This is a genomic window from Enterocloster sp. HCN-30185 (genome assembly GCF_037890305.1).
Taxonomy (GTDB): Bacteria; Bacillota; Clostridia; order Lachnospirales; family Lachnospiraceae; genus Enterocloster.
This window is the reverse complement of sequence record NZ_JBBKBT010000008.1, coordinates 97,623-113,707: the sequence shown is the minus strand read 5'-3', so window position 1 is coordinate 113,707 and position 16,085 is coordinate 97,623. Positions and strand designations below refer to the sequence as shown.

Genomic DNA, 16,085 nt, shown 5'->3' with positions numbered 1-16,085 from the left:
ATGTCAACATTCTGGCTTAAGGTCATCGCAAGTGACCATACGTTTTATAATGGAAACTGTGAAATGCTGGTCGTTCCTGCCCATGATGGGGAATTTGGAATTCTTCCACATATGGAGGCAATGATCCTGGCGATCCGGGAAGGCGTATTGAAATTCCGCATTCCCGGATCCAAGGAGATAGAAGAGGCTGTAGTGGGAACAGGGATTGTTCAGGTAGCGAACAACAGAGTCACTGTTGTTACTGACACAGCAGAGCGGCCGGAGGATATTGACCGGATCAGGGCTGAGCAGGCTTTGGAAAGAGCCAGGGAGCAGCTGCGCCAGAAACAGAGCATTGCGGAATACAAAATGTCTCAGGCGGCCCTGGCGCGGGCCCTGAACAGGCTGCAGGTTAGCCAGAAAAAGGGAACTTATTATAACGGCCTGTAGGAAGATTTATAAGCGGTCTGCACAACGCTCAGATCCAGCGGGAATTGCGGACCAGAAAGCTGCAGAAATCGTTTAATACAGATTTATCCACACTTTTAGGGGATCGGGTAAGCGTGATCTGACGGCGGCACACCTGTCCTTCTATAGGGAGAAGCCTGACGGGGGAACTGCTCTGGGAATTCCATTCGGAGGGGAGAGGTCCCCATGAATACTGGGGCCAGAAGCCGATTCCCATTCCGGCGGCAATCAGATTGCGTACAGACTCAGTTGTGTCACTTTCAAAAACAATTCTGGGTGTAAAGCCAGCCTCCATAAAATAACTGTTGGTAATCTGGCGGATGGGTCTTGATCCTGCCAGACAGATATATCCGGCATCTTTTGTATCTGTCAGCCGTATGGAAGTGCGGTGACCATATGGAGAATGGGTGGGAACTGCAAGGTAAAGGTCTTCTTCCAGCATTACAATGGGCTGTTCGCCTGTGGGCGAAGGAATATCTGCCCGTCGGGCGGAAACACAGAGATCATAGTCATCAGACTGATCAGAAGTCTGATACAGCTGGAAATTCACATCCGGACGGAGACTGCGAAAGGCAATAATCCTGTTGGTGATTAAAGCAGACGCAGATAAAAGACGAAGCCGTATGGTATGAATAGCCTGTTCTCTTCCCATCTGCAGCTCTGCTGCCAGCTGGTCCAGGCTGCTTATAATAGGAATCAGCCGTTTTTGCAGGAAGCGCCCGGCGTCATTTAATTCAATAGAGCGGCTTTTGCGTTCAAACAGAGGAACGCCAAGTTCCGCTTCCAGACGGTGGATTGCCTGAGAAAGAGCGGGCTGGGCAATCTGAAGATGTTCAGCAGCCTTTGTTATATGCTGGTATTCGGCTGCTGTGAGAAAATATCGCAATTGAAGAAGTTCCATATGTATCACCTCAAAAAAATATTTATGAAATATAGCATGAAGAAGCAGATATGTCAATGCACGGACTGCTTCTTTTTGTATGTGTTTTACAGTTTAGCTCACCTTTTAAAAGGAAAACGCTTGACGGATAAGCCAGGTACGGCTAAGATGAACATGAGTGCTGTCTCTGTTTTGAAACAGGATCAGATACAGTAAAGATAGAAAGGTGTGTGTAAAATGTACGAACTGTTATTTTTGAAACCGATTTTCAAAGAGGCCGTATGGGGCGGAAACCGGCTGAAGGATCAGTTTGGCTATGAAATCCCAAGCGACCATACCGGTGAGTGCTGGGCTATCAGTGCTCATGAAAATGGAGACTGTGAAGTGGCAGAGGGAGAATATAAGGGACAGCGTTTGTCTGTCTTATGGGCAGAGCATCCGGAATTATTTGGCAATGAGGATGGGTGTCTGGGAGATCGCTTCCCTCTTCTTATAAAGATTATTGATGCAAAGGATGATTTAAGCATCCAGGTTCATCCGGATGATGCATATGCCGCAGCCAATGAAAATGGTTCTCTGGGAAAGACAGAATGCTGGTACATTCTGGATTGTGAGCCAGATACTTCTATTGTTATAGGGCACCATGCAAAAGATAAGGAAGAGCTGAAGCAGATGGTGGAGCAGGGAAATTATTCTCAGCTGATCCGTCAGATCCCGGTTCATAAGGGAGATTTCTTCCAGATCGATCCGGGCTGTGTTCATGCTATCAAAGGCGGTACTGTGATTCTGGAGACGCAGCAGTCCAGTGATGTAACGTATCGTGTGTACGATTATGACAGAAAGTGGAACGGAGCGCCCAGAATGCTCCATGTAAAGGAAAGCCTGGACGTGATCAAGACCCCCTTTGTACCTGCAAAGGATCAGAGAAAATCGTACCATACAGAGGCGGCGGATCAGGAGCATCTGGAAACCTGCCCATTTTATACCGTAGAGAAATTCGAGGTTCATGGCTGCTGGCAGCATAAGTTTTCAGATCGTTTTGCCAATGTGAGCGTTCTGGAAGGAGAAGGAACGGTAGATGGAATTCCGGTAAAGAAGGGAACGCACTTTATTGTCCCGGCAGGTCATAATGTCTGTGAATTTAAGGGAAATATGACTCTTATCTGCTCCTGGATCCCGGCAGAGGCAAAGGAGACAAAAGAGGATCAGATTTCTATCCGTGTTTCAGACTGGAAGGGTCATACCAAGGCATTTGCACAGGATCCGGAGGAAAGCATACTGGCATTTAAGGATGTATATGAGCCGGGAGATATCATTCAGTTTCATTTTCCTGAAACAGAAGGGTATTATATGGTACGTGTAGATGATACCATGGATGAAGCTCTGGTATATATGACAAAGAAGGATCTTACGTTTGAGGTACCGTTTGATGAAAAGAAATTCTCCTACAATCCCAAGAGTTTTACTGGTGTGCGTCATTATCTGACCTGCCGTAAGGCTGCTTCATGGGAAACCGGTATTTATCGTAATCTGGCTAAAAATGTGCTTGATCAGCACGGGGACAGAGGCTGCTATCCTCATGCTTCTGCAAATGTGGAAACAAGAGGGGAGTCTGTTTTTGCAGCCCGTAATGCAATTGATGGCGTAACCGCTACTCTGAGTCACGGAAAATGGCCATATGAGTCCTGGGGCATCAACCGCAGAGATGATGCGGAACTTTTGCTGGAGTTTGGCCGTCCGGTGGACATCGATCAGGTGCGTTTGTGGACCAGAGCTGATTTTCCGCATGATAACTGGTGGGTCAGCGCAGTTCTTACCTTTTCAGACGGCACCAGAGAGGTGGTAAATATGGAAAAGAGCGAGAAGGCTCATACCTTTGCCATTACAAAGAAGGGTATTACCTGGGTACGCCTGTCTGATCTGATCAAGGCAGACGATCCATCTCCATTCCCGGCTTTAACCCAGATTGAGGTTTATGGAAAAGAAGCTTAGGAAGAGCTGTTTCCATATATTTTTAACAGATCTATATAATCTTTAACATGTTTTGGCATATACCTTCCGGGCCGGCAGGCTGCAATGGTTGTGGTAAGGACAGGCTTTTCTCCTACACAATAGCAGCCTGGCCGATCTGAACGAAGAGATGCCATATAGTTGAAATAACTTTCCGGTGCAAAGGCAGCTCCCATTCCGTCCATAGCAAGTTTGATGGACATCTGGCTGTTGCGTGTATGCAGAAGTACCGGAGGATTAATTTCATGCCGGGCGAAGAGATCCCTGGCGATGCCGCCGGTGTTCTGATCCGGATATAAAAGAATAAAATTTTCCTGAGAGAGCTTTTTTAAATCCAGCCATGGATGAGAAAAGCCCTCTTTTTTTTCGGCCTCTTTTTCAAGAGGATGGCCTTCCGGCAGTATCAGTACGATTTCCTCTGTGCGGATAACCTGATAATCTAATAATTTTGGAAAAGTATGTACATTATAAATTGTAAGGTCAATAGAGGTATTTTTCAGCGTCTGTTCAGCGACAAAGCTGACTTCCTCCATAATGTTAATTGTCACATGAGGATAGCGCCGGTGGAATTCCATCAGAGTAGGCTGCAGTAAAGTGCTTCCGAGCATGATGGGAATGGCAATATTGAGCCGTCCATGGGCTCTTCGGGTAATATCTTCATATTCCTGATCCCATTCCTGGCCAAAGGCTGCGATCTGTTCGGCATAGTATAGATAGCGTTCTCCCATATAAGTAGGGATGTATCCCTGTTCCAGACGGGAAAAGAGGGGGGAGCCAAGCTGCTGTTCCAGATTCTTGAGGTATTTGCTGAGAGAAGGCTGGGAGATAAACAGGGCTTTTGCTGCTTTTCCGATGCTTTTATAGTGTGCAATAGCCAGAATGTAGCGTGCTTCTTTTAAATCCATGGATTAACCTCCTTTTTAATCAGTATATCATAGCTTTACTGCATAAAAAATATAGAAATTATGTATTGGACGGAATGTATATTACTTTTTATAATAAATTCAGAATTAAAAATTAGTATAATTAATGAATATATTCAGAATGGAGGAAGAACATGAAGAAAAGCAGTACATGGATGATGCTGGCTCCCGGGCTGATCATTTTGCTGTTGTGTCTGGGTCTGCCCCTTATAAGTGTGCTGACCCCTACATTTACAGCAGGACAATATCCTCTCAGTGCGTATGTGGAGTTTTTTCAGGATGAGTACTACAGAAAAATTCTGTTTCGCACCCTGAAAATTGCAGTTATTACCACAGGGATCTGCATGGCAGGAGGGATTCCCACCGCATATTTTATAAGCCGGTGTGATAAAAAATGGAGAGGTCTTCTTCTGGCAGCATCCATTTTTCCAATGATGACAAATTCTGTGATCCGAAGTTTTGCCTGGATCAATATTTTAGGAAGCAACGGTATAATCAACCGCATTCTGCTGGCTCTCAATGTAGCTGATAAGCCCATGAAGCTTCTTTATACAGATTTTGCTATTATTATCGGTTCTGTGTATCTGTTTCTTCCTCTTATGATCGTTACGGTTACAGGTGTAATGGAGAATATAGATGATGATATGATGGAGGCGGCTCAGAGTCTGGGAGCAGGACGATTTGAGGCTTTTATGAAAGTGATTTTCCCTATGAGTCTTCCGGGAATTATAGTAGGAGGTATCCTTGTTTTCACAGGAACCCTCACTGCATATACAACACCTCAGCTGCTTGGAGGAAACAGCAATATGGTTCTGGCAACTCTGATTTATCAGAGAGCCATGTCTGTAGGGGATTGGAACGGGGCTTCTGCAGTAGCGCTGATTATGATCGTAATTACTCTTATAGTAATCAGGGGCTTTAATGCTCTGGCAGCAAGATTGGATAAAAGAGGAGGAAAATAATGAAAAAGAACCGTTGGCTGACAGTTTACGCTGTCCTGGTATTTTTGTTTTTGATGATCCCTCTGGTGATTATTACCGTTACGGCTTTTGGAGGAGGAAGTGCGATTACATTTCCAATTGATTCTTTTTCCCTAAAATGGTTTGGAAATGTTTTTGCTTTGAAGTCTTTCCGGCGTTCCTTTCTGACCAGTCTGGAAGTGGCATTCCTTGCAACCTTTATTGCTCTTTTGGTGGGAATTCCTGCAGCATACGCATTGGCACGGTCAGGAATCCGCGGAAAACAGCTTCTGCGATCCGTATTTTTGTCTCCAACCATTGTTCCTGGGATTGTAGTAGGTTTTATCCTGTATCAGTTCCTGATCCTGACTTTCCGCCTTCCGGTTATGGCAAGTCTTCTGGCAGGCCATTTTCTTGTAACTCTGCCTTATGTAATCCGTGTAGTTGGTTCTGCTATGGAGCAGTTTGATTTTTCTATTGAAGAAGCTGCCTGGAGTCTGGGATGTCCTAAGGGAGCAGCATTTTTTAAAGTGGTTCTCCCCAATGTAACCTCCGGTATTTCATCTGCTTTTATGCTGGCTTTTATCAACTCATTTAATAATATTCCTGTATCCATGTTTTTAACGGGTCCCGGTGTCAGCACCTTCCCGGCAACACTGATGAATTATATTGAATACAATTATGACCCTACGGTGTCCGCTGTTTCTGTGCTTTTAATGGCAGCTACTGTACTTATTATGGTGATCGTGGACAGGACCCTGGGAATTGCTTCACTGGCAAAATAGGAGGATAAGAAAATGGCATTTATGACATTAGAGAAAATCGGCGTCAGCTATGATAAGAAAAAACAGATCTTAAAGGGCCTGGATCTGTCTGTGGAAAAAGGCGAGCTGGTATCACTCCTTGGTCCCAGCGGATGCGGAAAGACTACGACTCTTCGGGTAGTGGCCGGCTTTATTGAACCAGGTGAAGGAACCTTTACACTGGACGGAGAAGATATGACAAAGGTTCCGGTACACAAACGAAATTTTGGAATAGTATTTCAAAGCTATGCCCTTTTTCCGCATCTGACGGTATATGATAATGTGACTTTTGGACTGCGTACGCGCAAGATGGATAAGGCACAGATTGACAGAAAGGTAAAAGAGATTCTGGAGGTTTGCGGCCTGACAGAGCTGTCTGGCCGTTTTCCGAGAGAAATGTCCGGTGGACAAAGACAGAGAGTTGCTCTTGCGAGAGCACTGGTAATCGAACCTAAGCTTCTTCTTTTAGATGAGCCCCTGAGTAATCTTGATGCAAAACTTCGCATCAGTATGAGAGTCGAAATTAAGCGCCTTCAGAAAAAACTGGGAATTACTACTTTGTTTGTTACTCACGATCAGGAAGAATGTTTCTCTATTTCTGATAAAGTGGCTGTTATGAATAGAGGGATCATCGAACAATATGACACACCGGAACAGATTTACAGACAGCCTGCCACAGAGTTTGTAGCCCGGTTTATTGGATTTGAAAATTTCCTGAATCTGGAAAGATGTGAGGACGGAAGTTATCTTGCAGGCGGTCAGAGCCGTTTCTGTTCTTTTATGGAATGTCCGGAAGGAGAATTTACAGGAACGATCAGACCGGATGATATCCGTATTGCAGAACCGGATCAGCAGGAAAATGTTATTACCGGAAGAATCGGCGTTCGCACCTTTCTTGGAAAGAGCTATCAGTATGAAGTGGAAACAGCTGCTGGTGTTCTGAAGGTTAACATGAATACGGAATGTATCTATGCTGAGGGGGATCAGATTCGTCTGTATCTTCCTGAGGATAAGCTGGTTCTGGTACGGCGGTAAAAAGCAGAAAATTGAAATTATTATAAAAGGAGAAAAAAGATGAAAAAGAGAGTATTAGCAGCAGTCTGCATGGCAGCTATGGCAGTAACAGCCTGTTCCGGTGGAGCAGAAGGAGAAGGTGCACAGGCAGGTGGAAAGCAGAAACTGGTTCTGTCTACGTATGGTTTGAGTGAGGATATTTCAGCAGAGGAGGTTTATGCTCCTTTTGAAGAGCAGTTTAACTGCCAGATTGTGACAGAAACCGGAGGAACCAATGACAGATATACTAAGCTGAAGGCAGACAGTGAAACTACGATTGATGTAATTGAACTGTCTCAGGCTATGGCTGCCAAGGGTGCAGAGGAAGGTTTGTTTGAGACCATTGATTTAAGTAAAATTGAACATGCCTCTGATCTGATCGCGGCAGCAAAGACGCTGGCTGACAATGGTCAGGGTGTTCCTTATACTATTAACAGTATTGGGATTATGTATAATCCGGAAGCAGTAGGGTTTGAGATTACAGGCTTTGATGATCTGTGGAAGCCGGAACTGGCAGGTATGGTATCTATTCCCGAGATTACTACAACCTTCGGACCGGCTATGGTATATATGGCCAGTGATCATGCAGGAGTTGATATTAAAACCGATAACGGAGAGGCTGCTTTTAAGGCACTGGAGGAATTAAAGCCAAATCTGGTAAAAACATATGCCAAATCCTCAGACCTGATCAACATGTTTACGTCCGGTGAAGTAGCAGCTGCTGTAGTGGGAGACTTTGGTGTTCCGACGATTAAGGCAGCAAATCCTGATCTTGTATATGTAACTCCGGAAGGAACCTATGCGAATTTTAACACCATCAGTATTACGAAGAATTGCCAGAATAAAGAACTGGCTTATGAGTATTTAAATTACCGTTTAAGTGCAGAGCTTCAGTCTAAGACAGGAAAAGCCTTAAATGAGGCTCCAACGAATAGAACAGTTACGTTTACAGAGGAGGAGTCCCAAAATATGACATACGGTCCGGCAGCAGAAAAAGCAAAAGTTCTGGACTATGGCTTTGTTAATCCTCTTTTAAATCAGTGGATCGATCAGTGGAACAGAATTATCAATAACTAAAGGAGCAGGAACTATGTCCCCGGATTATATTATAAGAAATGTCAATATCTACCAGACTTTCCGTCAGTGTTTTGAACTCCGGGATGCAGCTGTAAAGGACGGCCGTTTTTATGCCGTCCTTCCTGTTAATTCGGGTGTTTATCCCGAAGGCGTTCCCGTCTATGATGCGCAGGGGCGTTATATGATCCCGGGGCTGATTGATATTCATATGCATATAGAAAGCTCCATGACCTGTCCGTCCCGTTTCGGACCGCTGGCTCTGTCTCATGGGACTACAACGGTAGTGGCAGATGCACATGAGATTGCCAATGTGTTCGGCATGAAAGGGATTGCGGAATTTCAATCTCAGAAAACAGAAATGGATATTTTCTGGGCTATTCCTTCCAGCGTTCCGGCTACAGATACAGCTTTGGAAACATCTGGAGCCACTATTACACCTGAGGATGCAGCAGCTCTTTTGGAGGACAGAAATATCCTTTGTCTGGGAGAAGTGATGAATTTTAAGCAGCTGGCTCCTGAAGATGACAGAGATACGCCGATTCGGCAGATGATTCGTCTGTGTCGGAAGAAAAGAGGAAGGGATATCCGTTTGGAGGGACATTGCCCCAGAATTTCCGGTGCTGACTTAAACCGGTTTATTTATGAAGGAATTGATGCGGATCATACTCAGCAGACTCCCGAGTCTGTTCTGGAAAAGACAGATCTTGGAATGTTTCTGGAACTGCAGAGAAAATCCCTGACGCCCGAGGTGGTAGAAACGCTGAACCATTATAATCTGTACGAAAATACTGCACTTGTAACGGATGATGTTATGCCGGATCAGCTTTTGAAGGGGCATCTGAATCAGATTGTGCGGACAGCTGTTCTGGCAGGAATGCCGGTGGAAAAGGCAATTTACTGTGCCACTTATACACCGGCCAGAAGAATGCATCTGGATGACAGAGGAATGATTGGTCCGGGAAAATTGGCTGATTTTGTGTTCCTTAAAGATCTGGATACCATGGAACCGGAAGCAGTGGTGAAAGAAGGACGCCTTGCCTGGATTGAGGGAGATTCCCGCTGCGGTATGGAAGAAGAAACGAACTTTCCGGAGCATTTTTATCATTCCGTCCACTGTAGGCCGGCTGTACTGGAGGATTTCATCCTGAAAGCACCGGTGAAATTTGGGCATGTTACAGCCAATGTGATGCAGATTAATACATTCGGAACAGCAACCCGACACATAAAGCGCCAGCTTCCGGTAAAGGATGGAATTATCTGCTGGCAGGAAGCAGGGCTGAGTCTGGCAGTCCTCTATGAGCGCCACGGAAAAAATGGAAATATAGGTTACGGACTTGTGGAAGGAGCATTTGCAAAGAAGGGAGCTGCAGCTACAACCTGGTGTCATGACAGTCATAATCTGCTGGTTTTAGGAACTTCTCCTGAGGATATGGTTTTGGCTCAGAAACGTATTTTAGAGCTTGAGGGAGGATACTGTATTTTTTCAGACGGCTGTTGTCTGGGGCAGGTACAGCTGAATGTGGCAGGAATTATAAATGAAGGTTCTCTTGAAAAACTTTCCTGTGAACTGGGACAGATAAGAAAGAGCATGGCTTCTCTGGGATATAAAAATAATAATGAAATCATGTCCATGTCTACTCTGGCGCTTCCTGTTTCCCCGGCATTAAAGCTTACAGACAGAGGATTGCTGGATGTAAAAACCCAGAAACAAGTAGAGCTTATCGAGGTATAAAGATGAAAACCATAATCACTAACTCTATTATCATTACAATGAATTCTGATATGGAGGTGTTTCCTGACGGCTATGTGAAAATAGAAGGTACGAAGATTCTGGAGACAGGGCCTTCCTGTGATCTGAAGGAGACAACAGAAGAATTAAGAGCTGCTGGCTGGCAGATAAAAGACGGAAAAAGAGGAATTCTTATGCCTGGTATGGTTAATACACACTGCCATCTGGGAATGATTCCATTTCGGGGACTGGGCGATGACTGTAAAGACCGGCTTCGTGTGTTTCTGCTTCCAATGGAGCAGAAGGCTATGAGCCGGAGAATGGCAGCACTTTCCAGCCGCTATGCAATTTGCGAGCTGCTGCTGTCCGGAGTTACTTCCGTAATGGATATGTATTATTTTGAGGCTGCTGTAGCTCAGGTTATGGATCAGACAGGAATCAGGGGAATTGCCGGACAGACATTAATGGATGAAGGCGGATGTGACGCTTCTGATGCAGATCAGTCTCTGAGTATGGCAAAAGAACTGATAGAAACATACAGAATGCATCCACGTATCAGTGGATGTGCTGCACCTCATGCTACTAATACTTGCAGTCCGCAGATTCTGAAAAAAGCCTGGGAACTTGATACTGCCAATCAGGTACCATTTACTCTTCATGCAGCAGAAATGGATTACGAGATGACCTGGCTGGCACAAACACGGGGCTGTACGCCGGTTGGATACCTGGATCAGCTGGGGGTCCTTTCAAATCAAACGGCTGCAGCTCACTGCATCCATCTGACGGATCGTGACATAGAAATTTTAAGGCAGAGAGGAAGCGGAGTGTGTCACTGTATCGGCTCCAATGCCAAGGCGGCGAAGGGAGTAGCACCGGTGCTTAAGCTGTTAAAGGAAGGTGTTTCGGTAGGCCTTGGAACAGATGGACCGGCCAGCGGCAATACTCTGGATCTCTTTACGCAGATGCGTTTGTGCGCCGGATTTCAGAAAAACAACAGCCATGACAGAAGTGCCATGCCTGCAAAAGATATTGTTTCCATGGCGACCCGTCAGGGAGCCAGGGTTCTGGGACTGGAAGAAAAAACAGGTTCTATTGAACCTGGCAAAGAAGCAGACCTGGTACTGGTGGAAACAGATTCTCCCAATATGTTTCCTGTTTACGATCCCTATTCTGCCCTGGTTTACAGTGCCAATGCATCCAATGTGAGAGATGTATATGTGGCAGGTACCTGCCTGGTTCAGGATAAAAAATTGGTTTATGAGGATTTTGAGTCGATCAGAAGAGAACTTTCAGACTGTATGGGAAGAAGTGCCTTTGGAGAGATGCAGGAGCTGCATCGGCTGTAAAAAAATTGACAGAAAAAATGATTTCCATTAAACTGTAAATACTCATTAAAAACACAACAGGAGAATGAACGAATGAATCTGAAAACAGTATCGGAAATCAAGGGTACAAATCAGAATAAAACAGGAGAACGGGAACTGCTGGCAGTCAGTTTTGGAACCAGCTACAAAAACACAAGAGAAAGAACCATTGAAGCCATAGAAAGAGATATGGAGAGCGCTATGCCGGAATATATCCTGCATCGGGCTTTTACAAGTCAGATTATTATTAACCGGGTAAAACAAAAAGAAAATCTGGTTATTGATAATGTAAGAGATGCTTTAAAGCATGCGGTAGAGAATGGTGTAAAAACACTGATCATTCAGCCTACACATATGATGAAGGGATTTGAATACCAGGATCTGGCTGAAGAAGCATCGGAGTACAGGGCATTCTTTGAATACATGGCTGTGGGAGAGCCGCTTTTGACATCAGAGGAAGATTTTGAAACAGTGATCCGCGCTATTACCGAAGATACAAAGGAATATGATGATGGTGAGACAGCTGTTTGCTTTATGGGACACGGTACAGAGGCAGAAGCTAATCAGGTATATAAAAAGCTTCAGAGTATTCTCCTGCAAAAGGGGTTTACGAATTATTATATAGGGACTGTAGAAGCGGAGCCGTCTATTGAAGATGTACTCAGGGAAGTGAAAAAAGGATCCTATAAGAAGGTTGTACTTCAGCCGCTTATGATCGTGGCAGGAGACCATGCAAACAATGATATGGCAGGAGACGAAGAAGGATCCTGGAAAAGGGAATTTGAAAGGGCCGGATATGAAGTCAGCTGTGTTTTAAAAGGACTGGGAGAGATTGAACTGATACGGCATCTGTTTGTCAGTCATGCAAAAGCAGCCGGAGAGCTGTTTTTGCCGGAAACAGGAAAAGAGTAACAAAAATTGATGTATTTCATACATAAACCTGATAGTAAATTTTACATTTCCTTTCTATACTTATATTTATCAGGGAATAGCAGGCCTGAAAACTAAAAGAAGAAGGGAAATGTTATGAAAAAGAAGAGAGTTATGGCCGGAATTCTGGTCGGAGCGTTGGCTGTAGGCGGTCATCAGGTGTGGGCTGCGACTGTCCATTACAATGACTCATCCGTAACCGGAGGGAGTGCAGAATGGCAGGCGTGGACCAGGCAGTGGGAGCAGCTGGCAAATGACTATACTCAGGTATCCCTTACTCCGGGAGCGGCAGCGTCTCAGCTGAATTTTGCATGGTATAGCGAGGGCGAAAATGCAACTCCGGTGGTATATTTTGGAATGGACGCAGATGACTTAAAGGCCTGGGAAGGTCAGGCATCTGGTGTGGATACAAACCTTACAGGTGGAAAAGTTTATTCTTACAATTATGTGACTGTAGACGGACTGAAAGAGAACAGTACATATTACTATTCTGTTGAAAAAAACGGCGTCAGGACTCCGGCAGAGGTTTATAAAACGGGCAGCTTCAGCAATGTAAATATTCTTTACGTCGGCGATCCGCAGGTGGGCGCTTCAAAGGGACAGCCCCAGGGAGAGGGTAAGCTGTCAGCGGATCCAGGCGCAGCGAACACTGCGGCCCGTAATGATGGATTTGGCTGGGATCGTACGCTGGATATTGCCCTGGCAGAAAACCCTGATCTTAATTTTGTGATTTCTGCTGGTGATCAGGTGAATAAAACCGGAAAGCCTAAGGAAGAAGAGTATGCTGCATACCTATCCGCAAGCGCGTTAAAGAGCCTTCCGGTAGCCACTACCATCGGAAACCATGACTCTTTAAATAAAGACTACAGCTATCATTTTAATAATCCCAATCCTACCAATTTAGGCATGACTGAGGCCGGCGGGGATTATTACTATACATATGGCCCGGGTTTGTTTATTGTTTTAAATACGAATAATTACAATGTGGCAGAACATGAGCAGGCCATTAAACAGGCGGTAGAGAATTTCCCTGATACAAAGTGGCGTATTGTTACGATCCATCAGGATATTTACGGATCCGGTCTGGATCATTCCGATACAGACGGTATGATCCTCCGTACTCAGCTGACGCCTGTATTTGACAAATATGATGTAGATGTGGTTTTGCAGGGACATGACCATACATACAGCCGTTCTAAGCTGCTTTATGGGGATGGAAAAACGCATGGCGCGTATGAATTCCGTCTGGATGAAACAGGCAGTGACTATGACTGGGATCACGCCTATAATGTAAATACAGATGAGTCTATTGCGCTGTATCCGGAGGATGAGCCGTCGGCAGCCTTAAAGGAAGCCTTTGCCCAGGATAACCATTGTTATACGATCGAAGGTTCCGGTCAGTCCGTTGTAACAAATCCTAAGGGAACGCTGTATATGACGGCTAACTCTGCATCCGGATCCAAATATTATGAGCTTACAAATACCCAGCAGGATTATATTGAGGTAAGAAGCCAGAACTGGCTCCCCAGCTATTCTGTGATCAATCTTACTTATGATGATTTCAAGATTACCAGTTATCAGATTACGGATAATGGAAAGGTAGAGACAATAGACAATACCTTTACCATTCACAAGACAGGCAGCAGATAACAGGGAAATGAAAGATATAGAAAACTTAGCTGTAAAAAAATTACTGATCCTGGCGGCCGTTGTGCTTCTTAGCGCTCTGGCCGTCGTAAATCTGAACCATATTTCAAAAATCAGACTGGTCAATCGGACAGGGCAGAGCTTTGAAACGGGAGTGGTCGTACGTATCCTGGAGGACAACATTCAGGAAGACGGCATGAGAGTGGGACAGCAGACGGTGGTTGTGCGGATGACAAGCGGCGAAAAAAAAGGACAGGAGCTTATCACAACCAGCAGCGCCGGATATTTATTTGGAGCGGCGTGTACAGTAGGGATGCGTGTGGTGGTCATTCAAAGCATAGCAGGCGATTCTGTGATCACAAGCGTATATTCCAGGGACAGGACAGCCGTAATGATTGGTTTTGCAGTCCTGTATCTGGCGATTTTATGTATTGTAGGCGGTAAAAAGGGGCTGCGCGGAGCCTTAGGGCTGGTTTTTACGTTTGGTGCAATTGTGTATGTTTATCTTCCGGCTGTTTATCTGGGAAATTCACCGTTTTGGACGGCTGTTTTTATCTGCGCAGTGACCACGCTGGTTACGATGTATCTGATCGGCGGAGCGGGAGAAAAGACACTGTGCGCTACTGTTGGGACGTTATCGGGAGTAATTATTGCAGGCTTCACAGCTACTGTTTTTTCACAGCTTTCCGGAATTACCGGATGGAATGTATCAGACATAGAAAGCCTGCTTACTTTATACGAAACAAATGGGATTAAAATAGGAGGGCTGCTTTTTTCCGGCCTTCTGATCAGTTCTCTTGGAGCCGTTATGGATGTGGCAATGTCTATTTCCAGTGCGATGAAAGAACTCTGCGACCAGAATCCGTCAATTACCAGAATGGAGCTGATGAAGTCGGGAATGCGGGTAGGACGGGATATGATGGGAACAGATTCCAATACCCTGATTCTGGCATTTGCAGGAAGCAGTGTATCGATGCTTCTTATGGATTATGCCTATGATCTGCCATTTCTTCAGATCATCAACTCAAATAACATAGGAATTGCAGTCATGCAGGGGCTTTCCGGCAGTTTTGGCATTGTTCTCAGTGTTCCAGTTACTGTGATATTTGCTGCGTTTGTGTATTGTAGAAAAAAATAAAGAGTGCTTTATGGCAGCGGAAGGAATGTTATCCGCTGCCTTTTTGTAATAAAAAAGTAAGGGAGTAAAATATAAAAGCATGCTATAATGGAGATGTACCAAACAAATATGATGTATTGCAGGAGGAAATGCATATGAATATGATTGGAGGACTGTTTGGAATCCTTATGGCACTGACCATCTGGGCCGGTATGATCGCGCTGTTTTTTTATATTGCATACCGTGTGATACGGACCGCAGTTAAGCATGGAGTTATGGATGCCTATGAAGAAATCCATAAATAAAACTGTCGGAAACGGTACAGCTGTTCTTCTGGTATTTCTGGCAGCATGGATGTTTTTTTGCCGGATTCCCTCTTTGGGACTGCCGGATGAAAAGGAGGCAGAACTTTTTTCCGGCCCGGATACCAGACGGGAGAAACAGACTGTGTGTATAAGACAGGGAGAGCAGCTTGCTGAGCTTTCGGAGCTTCCCGTATATGGACAAACGTATGACGGAGACGGGATGCAGAGCTTGATAAGCTTCCGGCAGGAGTCTGGTATGTGGCGGCAGAAACGGACCGGAAGGGCCGTTATATAGAAGAGCTGGAGCAGTGGGAGCATTTCGGAAGCCAGTTTGTATTCTGTATGATAAAGGAGGAAGCGGCATGAAACTTATATTTAAGCAGAGACTGTTTTCATGGTTTGACAGCTATGATATCTATTACGAAGACGGAACCACTGCCTATACTGTAAAAGGACAGCTTTCCTGGGGACACTGCCTGAAAATATACGATGGTCAGGGACGTGAGGCCGGTATGGTGAAGGAACGTATTTTTACCATGCTGCCCAGATTTGAGCTGTATCTGGGACAGGAATATGCAGGCTGCATCAGTAAGGAATTGACCTTTTTTAAGCCGCGCTACAATATTGACTGCAATGGCTGGCATGTGGAAGGGGATTTTCTGGAATGGGATTATAAGATCTTAGACCGGAACGGAAGGCTGGCAGCGGCGGTTTCAAAGGAACTATTCCGCATGACAGATACATATGTAATCGACGTGGAAGATTCGTGGGACGCCCTCTGCGCCCTGATGGTGGTGCTTGCCATTGATGCGGAAAAATGTTCCCGGAATTAGGAGAGTAT

At 45.1% G+C, this 16,085-nt stretch carries 16 protein-coding genes and 1 pseudogene; 15 read left to right on the top strand and 2 right to left on the bottom strand.

The window, feature by feature from the left end; genetic code table 11:
* Positions 1–429: an ATP synthase F1 subunit epsilon gene (gene atpC / locus WKT10_RS10420; RefSeq protein WP_066549450.1), complete on the top strand. Its 429-nt coding sequence runs from the start codon at positions 1–3 to the stop codon at positions 427–429.
* 28 nt (positions 430–457) lie between these two features.
* On the opposite strand, the gene WKT10_RS10415 is transcribed toward atpC, so the two are convergent.
* Positions 458–1,348 carry a LysR family transcriptional regulator gene (locus tag WKT10_RS10415; protein WP_066549448.1) on the bottom strand — a complete coding sequence of 297 codons (891 nt, stop codon included), beginning with the start codon at positions 1,346–1,348 and terminating at the stop codon, positions 458–460.
* Between the two features lie 216 nt (positions 1,349–1,564).
* Between WKT10_RS10415 and WKT10_RS10410 the strand changes: the two are divergent.
* Positions 1,565–2,497: pseudogene (locus tag WKT10_RS10410) on the top strand (type I phosphomannose isomerase catalytic subunit); the annotation flags it as partial.
* Positions 2,480–3,319 (top strand): DUF7402 domain-containing protein, encoded by an 840-nt coding sequence (locus tag WKT10_RS10405; protein ID WP_066550929.1) that lies wholly within the window; start codon positions 2,480–2,482, stop codon positions 3,317–3,319. The pseudogene WKT10_RS10410 and the gene WKT10_RS10405, both read left to right, overlap by 18 nt.
* On the opposite strand, the gene WKT10_RS10400 is transcribed toward WKT10_RS10405, so the two are convergent.
* Positions 3,316–4,242 (bottom strand): LysR family transcriptional regulator, encoded by a 927-nt coding sequence (locus WKT10_RS10400; protein WP_066549441.1) that lies wholly within the window; start codon positions 4,240–4,242, stop codon positions 3,316–3,318. The two genes, WKT10_RS10405 and WKT10_RS10400, sit on opposite strands and share 4 nt — an antisense overlap.
* A 152-nt stretch (positions 4,243–4,394) precedes the next feature.
* On the opposite strand from WKT10_RS10400, the gene WKT10_RS10395 reads away from it, so the two are divergent.
* The 12 genes from WKT10_RS10395 (at position 4,395) to WKT10_RS10340 (ending at position 16,077) form a co-directional block, all read left to right on the top strand.
* Positions 4,395–5,222: an ABC transporter permease gene (locus tag WKT10_RS10395; RefSeq protein ID WP_317437894.1), complete on the top strand. Its 828-nt coding sequence runs from the start codon at positions 4,395–4,397 to the stop codon at positions 5,220–5,222.
* Positions 5,222–6,004, top strand: a complete 783-nt coding sequence (locus WKT10_RS10390; protein WP_317437895.1) for an ABC transporter permease — start codon at positions 5,222–5,224, stop codon at positions 6,002–6,004. Before WKT10_RS10395 ends, WKT10_RS10390 begins: the two co-directional genes overlap by 1 nt.
* Before the next feature lie 12 nt (positions 6,005–6,016).
* Positions 6,017–7,057 (top strand): ABC transporter ATP-binding protein, encoded by a 1,041-nt coding sequence (locus WKT10_RS10385; RefSeq protein ID WP_340277052.1) that lies wholly within the window; start codon positions 6,017–6,019, stop codon positions 7,055–7,057.
* 39 nt (positions 7,058–7,096) lie between these two features.
* Positions 7,097–8,152, top strand: coding sequence for an ABC transporter substrate-binding protein (locus WKT10_RS10380; RefSeq protein ID WP_340277050.1), 1,056 nt, complete (start codon positions 7,097–7,099; stop codon positions 8,150–8,152).
* A 13-nt stretch (positions 8,153–8,165) separates the two neighbouring features.
* On the top strand, positions 8,166–9,884 hold the full coding sequence (locus tag WKT10_RS10375) for an adenine deaminase C-terminal domain-containing protein (protein ID WP_337433957.1): 1,719 nt from the start codon (positions 8,166–8,168) through the stop codon (positions 9,882–9,884).
* A gap of 2 nt (positions 9,885–9,886) precedes the next feature.
* On the top strand, positions 9,887–11,227 hold the full coding sequence (locus WKT10_RS10370; protein ID WP_340277048.1) for an amidohydrolase family protein: 1,341 nt from the start codon (positions 9,887–9,889) through the stop codon (positions 11,225–11,227).
* Between the two features lie 72 nt (positions 11,228–11,299).
* Positions 11,300–12,157: a sirohydrochlorin cobaltochelatase gene (locus WKT10_RS10365; protein WP_340277046.1), complete on the top strand. Its 858-nt coding sequence runs from the start codon at positions 11,300–11,302 to the stop codon at positions 12,155–12,157.
* Positions 12,158–12,271: 114 nt separating this feature from the next.
* Complete coding sequence (locus tag WKT10_RS10360) at positions 12,272–13,825, top strand: metallophosphoesterase (RefSeq protein WP_340277044.1); 1,554 nt, start codon at positions 12,272–12,274, stop codon at positions 13,823–13,825.
* Positions 13,826–13,832: 7 nt separating this feature from the next.
* Positions 13,833–14,960 carry a YibE/F family protein gene (locus tag WKT10_RS10355; protein ID WP_340277042.1) on the top strand — a complete coding sequence of 376 codons (1,128 nt, stop codon included), beginning with the start codon at positions 13,833–13,835 and terminating at the stop codon, positions 14,958–14,960.
* A gap of 134 nt (positions 14,961–15,094) precedes the next feature.
* The gene (locus WKT10_RS10350; RefSeq protein ID WP_337433952.1) at positions 15,095–15,244 is read left to right on the top strand and encodes a hypothetical protein; all 150 of its coding nucleotides are present in this window, start codon (positions 15,095–15,097) and stop codon (positions 15,242–15,244) included.
* Positions 15,225–15,539: a hypothetical protein gene (locus WKT10_RS10345; RefSeq protein ID WP_340277040.1), complete on the top strand. Its 315-nt coding sequence runs from the start codon at positions 15,225–15,227 to the stop codon at positions 15,537–15,539. Before WKT10_RS10350 ends, WKT10_RS10345 begins: the two co-directional genes overlap by 20 nt.
* Before the next feature lie 67 nt (positions 15,540–15,606).
* Positions 15,607–16,077 carry an LURP-one-related/scramblase family protein gene (locus WKT10_RS10340; RefSeq protein WP_337433950.1) on the top strand — a complete coding sequence of 157 codons (471 nt, stop codon included), beginning with the start codon at positions 15,607–15,609 and terminating at the stop codon, positions 16,075–16,077.
* Positions 16,078–16,085: the final 8 nt, after the last annotated feature.